The sequence below is a fragment of the Kitasatospora sp. NPDC059462 genome, assembly GCF_042749955.1.
Classification (GTDB): domain Bacteria; phylum Actinomycetota; class Actinomycetes; order Streptomycetales; family Streptomycetaceae; genus Kitasatospora.
Map to the genome: position 1 here is coordinate 21,377 of NZ_JBHYUU010000115.1, position 6,660 is coordinate 28,036.

At 75.2% G+C, this 6,660-nt stretch carries 4 protein-coding genes; 1 reads left to right on the forward strand and 3 read right to left on the reverse strand.

Translation table 11 applies throughout. The annotated features are described in order from the left end of the window. Positions 1 to 36: 36 nt before the first annotated feature. On the forward strand, positions 37 to 609 hold the full coding sequence (locus ACFXAM_RS25620; protein ID WP_380294582.1) for a TetR/AcrR family transcriptional regulator: 573 nt from the start codon (positions 37 to 39) through the stop codon (positions 607 to 609). Between the two features lie 59 nt (positions 610 to 668). Here ACFXAM_RS25620 and ACFXAM_RS25625 read toward each other — a convergent pair whose 3' ends face one another. The 3 genes from ACFXAM_RS25625 to ACFXAM_RS25635 form a co-directional block, all read right to left on the reverse strand. Next, entirely contained in the window at positions 669 to 1,919 is a 1,251-nt protein-coding gene (locus tag ACFXAM_RS25625; protein WP_380294583.1) for an MFS transporter, read from the reverse strand. Positions 1,920 to 3,097: 1,178 nt separating this feature from the next. Further along, positions 3,098 to 6,244 carry a hypothetical protein gene (locus ACFXAM_RS25630; protein WP_380294584.1) on the reverse strand — a complete coding sequence of 1,049 codons (3,147 nt, stop codon included), beginning with the start codon at positions 6,242 to 6,244 and terminating at the stop codon, positions 3,098 to 3,100. Positions 6,245 to 6,273: 29 nt separating this feature from the next. Continuing rightward, a partial coding sequence (locus ACFXAM_RS25635) for an FHA domain-containing protein (RefSeq protein ID WP_380294585.1) occupies positions 6,274 to 6,660 on the reverse strand: 387 nt, incomplete at its 5' end.

Consider the following 6,660-nt stretch of genomic DNA (forward strand, 5'->3'; position numbering starts at 1 on the left):
CGTCGATTCCGCCGACAAGGAAGGGGAGTTGAAGAGTTGAGCGGCACTCAGGACCGCCCGCTCCGGGCGGACGCGGCCCGCAACCGGGCCAAGCTGCTGGACACCGCCACCGAGGTGTTCACCACGCGGGGCGTCGGTGCGTCCACCGAGGAGATCGCCCGCGCCGCCGGCGTCGGCGTCGGCACGCTGTTCCGGCACTTCCCCACGAAGGAGGCGCTGTTGGAGGCGGTGATGGTGCGCCGGCTGGAGACGATCGCGGCGAGCGCGGCCCGGGTGGCGGCGGAGTCCGCGCCCGGCGACGCCCTGTTCGCCTGCTTCCGCCTGATCGCCGAACAGTCCGTGGGCAAGAACGCCTTCGCCCAGGCCCTCGCCGCCGCCGGAGTGGACGTCCACACCTCCCTCCACGCCTCCTCGACGGCCGTGCGCGACTTGCTCGCCGACGCCCTGCACCGCGCCCAGCGGGCCGGCACCGCCCGCCCCGAACTGACCCTCCCCGAACTCGTCGCCCTCCTCGTGGGCGCCAACGCCGCCCTCGAACAACTCGGCCCCGACCCGGCCGCCCGCGCCCACGTCCTGGACATCCTCCTCGCCGCCCTGCGCCCCATCTGACGCCGACGCCCCGCGGAGTGGAAAGTCGGGCGGGCCGACTTCTCGATCCGGCCCGCCGGTCATCCCCTCGCTTCGACGGCAACGCCCGGCTGCGGCCGGGTCCGCGCGCCCCAGCGGGCGAGGGAGGGGCCGGCGGCGCCCAGTGCCGCGAAGAACGCCGCCAACAGCAGCCAGCCCGTCATGCCGAGGCCGAGCACCACCGTGGTGAGGATCGCGGGGGCCAGGGCCTGGCCCGCGCTGAAGCCGAGACCGAAGACGCCCTGGTACTGGCCCTGGGCGTGGTCGGGGGCAAGGCCGAAGCCCAGGGCGAAGCACGCCGACGATTCCCAGACCTCTGCCAGGCTGTGGACGAAGATCGCCGTCAGGATCAGTGCGGCCGTGGCCCAGACCGGGGTGTACGCCCCCAGCGCCATCATCGGGCAGCTGACGAGGAAGAGCAGCCCCGCCGTGCGGAACGCCCGGCCGCCGTCGCGCAGGGTCTCGACGCGCGAGCCGATCCTGGTCTGCATCAGCACACAGAAGAGGGAGTTGACGGCGAACAGCACGGCCACCGACCAGCGCGGCACCTCGGTGTGCTCGGAGATCCAGATCGGCAGGAGCAGCGAGACCACCGGGTACTGCAGTCCCATGGCGCCGTAGAGGGCGGTGAACGCCAGGAAGGGACGGTCCGTGAGGACGAGCCAGCGCCGCTGTTGCGGCGGTGCCGCCAGGACCGGGTAACGGGGCAGCAGGAGCAGAAGCGCCGCGCACAGGGCGAAGCTCGCCGCGTTGCCGAGGATCAGCGTGACATAGGCGCCGCGGGTGCCCGCGGCCAGCGCCAGCCCCGCGCCCACCGTTCCCAGGATGACGCCCAGGTTGACGAACGTACGCAGCCTCGCCCGGAACAGGGCCGGGCGGTCACCCCCGACCCGGACCACCAGAGCCCCCGACGCGGCCCCGCCGGCCGCCGCGGCGACCTGGTCGACCGTCGCGACGACCGTGAGCGCGGCCCAGCTCTCGACGAGGAGGAGGGCCGCCATCGACACCGCCTGGACCGCGAGGGCCGACATCATGATCGTGCGAGCCCCGCGCCGGTCGGCCAGATGCCCGCCCGGGATCCCCGCACCCAGGCCGATCACCCCGGCGATGCTGAGCGCGGCACCGACCTGCACCGCGGGCAGGCCCACGACCAACGTGAAATAGAGCGCCGACGCCGCGTTGAACAGACCGTTGCCGACCCGATTGACGAAACTGGCGGCGATCAGCACGCGCTCCGGCCTGCTGTCCCCCACCATCCGGCCTATTCGGCCTTCTAAGCCACCCTTGATCATGGTTGGCATGCTAACAGCAGCGGCCCACACCGGGATCGCGCGCCGTACCCATCAACTCCGCGCCCACCACCAGCCGTTCAACGACACCCAGCGCAACGCAAGGCCCGCCGCACACCCACGCCGATCCCGGCACCGATGCCCCCCAAAGCCGGAATCCGCGACGCCCGGCGGAGCAGAAAGTCAGATCGGCCGACTCCCCCATCCGGCCCCTCGCACACGACACCCAGCGGGACACGATGGGCGCGGTGGAGCAGAAAGTCGGGCCGGCCGACTTTCCACTCCCAACCACCACGCCATCTACGCGCATAGACGCTCCCGCGGCCGAGAATTCCGGCGGCCACATCGACGCCCGGCGGAGCAGGAAGTCGGACGGGCCGACTTCTCAATCCAGCTGCTCGCGCGCAGCGCCGGGCGGGGTGCGGCGGGCAATGGAGCAGGAAGTCGGGCCGGACGACTTCCCAATCCAGTCGCCCGGGCGCCACGCCGAACGGGATGCGATGGAGCAGGAAGTCGGACGGGCCGACTTTCCACTCCCAACCACTGCGGGATCTACGCGCATAGATGCTCCCGCGGCAGAAATCCCGGCGGACACATCGGTGCCCGGCGGAGCAGGAAGTCGGGCGGGCCGACTTCTCAATCCAGCCGCTCGCGCGCCACGCCGGGCGGGATGCGGTGGAGCGGGAAGTCGGGTGGGCCGACTTCTCGATCCAGCTGCTCGCGTCGCGCGCCACGCCGGGCAGGGCGAGGCGGCGCGATGGAGCAGAAAGTCGGACAGGTCGACTTCCCACTCCCAACGGCCATGCCATCTACGCGCATAGATGGTCGCGCGGCCGAGAAATCCGGCGGCCACATCCACGCCCGGCGGAGCAGGAAGTCGGGCCGGCCGACTTCTCGATCCGGATGCTCGCGTCGCGTGCCGTGGCGGGCGGGGCGGGGTGGCGCGATGGAGCAGGAAGTCGGGCCGGCCGACTTTCCAGTCCAGTCGCTCGGGCGCAGCGCCGGGCGGGATGCGGTGGAGCAGGAAGTCGGACGGGTCGACTTTCCGCTCCCGGTTATTGCGATTTCTACGCGCATAGATGCTCTCGCGGGAGAAAGTTCGGGTGGACGGAGCGGTGCCGGGTGGAGTGGGAAGTCGGGTGGGCCGACTTTTCGATCCGGCTGCTCGGGTGGGGTGTGGGTCAGGAGGTGGGGAGGTGGCGGGTGGTCCAGAGGGTGAGGTAGGCGGCGAGGGGGAGCATGATCAGGAGGGCGGCCCAGAAGGCGGAGTGGCCCCAGAGGGTGGCGAGGTCGCGGAACCAGGGGGCCAGGACGGGGATGCGGAGGGCTTCGAGGGGGCCGAGGGGCGGGGGCCAGGCGCCGAGGGCGGCCGTGCCGACCGCCGCGGCAGCCAGGACGCGGCGGGCCGCGCGGGGGGTGGCGCAGGCCGCGAGGAAGGCGATGAAGGCCAGCAGCAGCACGTAGTCGGCCTGGTAGGCGGCGCCGGTCTGGCCGGTGCCCCAGGACTCCGGGGTGAGGTGGCGGTCCCGGTCGACGACGGCGAGCCGGATCTCGACCGACGCCCACAGCAGCGCCGTCAGCACGAGCGTCCCGCCGAGGCCGAACAACAGCCGGTCGCGGAGGCCGGTGGTCCCGGCCGCGCGGGCGCCGGGGCGGCGGGTGGCGAGGCGGCGGCGGTCGCCCGCAGCCCGTTCCGAGGCCGTGAGGGCGGGCGTGAGCAGCCAGCGCACCGAGCGGTCGTTGAGGACCAGCGCGAGCACGACCGCCGCGACCGCGCCGACGCCCGCCCAGCTCCCGAGGCCGCCCTCGAACACGACCACCCGGTCGACCACCGCCTGCGGCGGTTTCAGCACCGTCATCGGCGGCCCGAGGCGCAGGTAGCCGACGGTGAAGGAGGCCGCCACGGCGAGGAACAGCATCCGCCGCCCGACCCGGGCCGGGAAGGCGACCACCGCCACGGCCGCGGCCAGCGCCGCGCCGAGCTGGCCGGCCGTCGCCCGCGCCGCGGCCTCGCCGACGGTCCGCAGCGGTCCGCCGAACGGACCGTCGGGCAGCACCTGCGCGCCCGTGCCGAACTCGACGGCGTGCCGCCAGACGGTCCCCGACCAGAGCGTGAGGCCGAGCGAGAGGAACAGCAGCACGACCGCCACCGCACGCCGGGGCAGCGCGCTGCGTGCGCCGCCCCACCAGGCGCGCGCATCCGCCTTCCACTCCCCCCGGTTGCGCCCGCGCCGCGCGCCGCCCGCCCGCACGCTGCGCACCTGCAGCACGGCCGCCGCGGCGAGCACGCCCCGGCCCTCGGCCGTGGCCGGGTCGGCGGCGAACGCCCGGCGGCTCAGCTCGGACCAGTTCCGGCGGAACCGTTCGCGCGCACCGCCGCGGCGCCCGCCACCGCGCACCCGCGCCGCCACCGCGCCCACCGCTCCCCCGACCGCGGCGACCGCCGTGTGGAGGGGCGCGGGCAGCGCGGCCAGCGGGCCCGGCAGCGTGGAGATCCGCCCGACCACGACGCGCCGCTGCTGTTCCGGCTGGACGGTCAGCAGCAGCGCCCAACGCCGGGCGGTCTTGCGCTCGTTCGCACTGAGCCGGCCGTCACCGTTGCCGTCGCCGCGACCGCCGAGGGCACGCGCCTCGCGCTCGACCGCGGTCAGCACGGCCGCCAGCCGGGTGAGCCCGAGCAGCCGCTCGCAGGCCCGCCCGGGGCAGGCCGGGTGCCCGCACTCGAAGCGGGCGGCGAGCCCGGGCAGCCCGGCGGCGACCAGCTCGTCGACGAACGCCGGGCCGTCCGGCTCCCCCGCCAGCGCCGCCAGCCCGGCCGCGTCCACCCGGCGGTCGCGCACGTACGGGACGGCCTCCGGCGTGAACGCCGCGCCGAGCGCCAGCACCGCCCGCGAGGCCGCCGCCGACTTCTCGGCCGGCGTGCCGCGTTCGACGTCCTTCAGGTAGTGCAGATCGAGGACGGTGTCCTTGACCTCGTCGCGCAGCCAGTCGCGCAGCCGTCGCGCGCCACCGCTGACCAGCCAGGCCGCCGCGTCCGCCGAGCGTCCGAGCATCGCCCCGGCGAGCGCCGCCGGGTCGTGGAAGTCCTGGCCGCGGAAGGCGATCGGCCGGTGTGCGGGCCCGGTCGGGCCCGGGTCGGGCGCCGGCGGGTCGACCCGGCTGCGCACCACCTCCGGGCTGCCGCCGCCCAGCCACGTACGGACCTGCTCCGCCGTCCAGCGGTCGGCCGGGTCCTTGGTGAACAGGCCCTGGAGCAGCAGCCGGCGGCGCTCGTCGGCAACGGCGGAGACGTCCACCTCGGCGTCCATCACCAGCCGGATCTGCAGCGCCTCGTCACTGATCAGCCCGCCGTCCGCCCGCCGGTAGCGGCCGGCGCCGGTGAACACCTCGTAGAGGATGGTGCCGAGCGCCCACCACGGCCCGGCCGGGTGGTTGTGGCCGGCGAGCTGCTCCGGCGCCATGTAGGCGACGGTGACCTGCATGTCGGTGGAGAAGCGGCGGCTGGCGGTGAGCTTGGCGACGCCGCCGAAGTCGGCGACCACGAACTGGGCGGCGGAGCGGCCGCCCTTCCCGGCCGGGCGGACCAGGATGTTGGCGGGCTTGAAGTCGACCGGGTTGCGCGCGATCGTGGTCTGCCAGAAGGCCAGCAGGTCGACCAGCTCGCGGATGATCCGCTCGCTCTCGCCGGGCCGGTCCAGGCGGCGCCGGTCGCGCAGCTCCGCGATGTGGTCGGCGAGGGTGACGGGGAGGTACTCCATCGCCATCCAGTCGCAGAGCGCGCCCGCGTGCTCGACCCGGCCGTGGCCGAGGATCTCGGGGACGTGCCGGCGGAAGGCGGGGTCCCCGGCGAGGTGGGCGAGGAGTTCGGTGTCCGCCCGTACGCCGGGGTTGCCGACCTTCACGGCCGCGTCGCCGCCGCCGTCGGTGCGGCGGACGTGCCAGACGGTGCCCTCGCTGCCGGAGCCGACGCGGCCGACGGGGGCGTAGCGGTCGGCGAGCGCTGCGGGGAAAGCGCCGGCCGGATCGGCGGGCGGGTCGGCGGGCAGTTCGGAAGGCGAATCGGCGGGCGGGTCGGCCGCCGGGCCGGCGGGGCGCTGCACGCGGGTGCGCGGGCCCGGGACGGCGCCGCCGTCGGCGGGTTCCGGGCGCTCGCGCTGGACGCGGGTGCGGGGGCTCCCCGCGCCGGAGGCCCTGCCGTTCCCGGCGCCCCGGTCACGCTGGACCCGGGTGCGCGGGCTCTCGGCAGGGGTTCCGGCGTCTCCCGACGTGTCCTTCCCGCGGCCCTGCTTGCGGGTGGGCGGGCTCGGTTCCGGCGGTGTGTCGGCCATCGCGCCGTTCTCCTCCTCGCGGGCCCGGCTCACCGGGGTGCGCCGAACTCGTCGATCTCGATCAGTTGGGCGTCCACGTCCCTCGCGAACCGCAGCCGCTGTCCCGGTCCGATCCGGGTCGGGGCGGTGATCCGGCGGCCGTCGACGAAGGTGCCGTTGGTCGAACCCTGGTCCTCGACATACAGCGCGCCGTCGATCCAGCGCAGCCGGGCGTGGTGCCGGGAGATCTGGTCGAGAGCGGCCAGGCCGGGGACGGCCGCGCAGTCGGGCTCGTCGCGGCCGATGGCCAGTCCGCCGCCCCCGCGCCGGTGTTCGTCGCGGACGGGCAGCATGGCCCCGGCGATCACCAGGGCCAGCCGGACGGCCACCGGCTGCCGGGCCGGACGGCGCTGCGCGGGCCGGGTCGCGGGCTCGGG

What these genes read in the sequence shown, in the direction of transcription:
- ACFXAM_RS25625 (WP_380294583.1), bottom strand. Translation starts at nt 1,919, where the DNA reads ATGATCAAGGGTGGCTTAGAAGGCCGAATAGGCCGGATGGTGGGGGAC.
- ACFXAM_RS25630 (WP_380294584.1), bottom strand. Translation starts at nt 6,244, where the DNA reads ATGGCCGACACACCGCCGGAACCGAGCCCGCCCACCCGCAAGCAGGGC.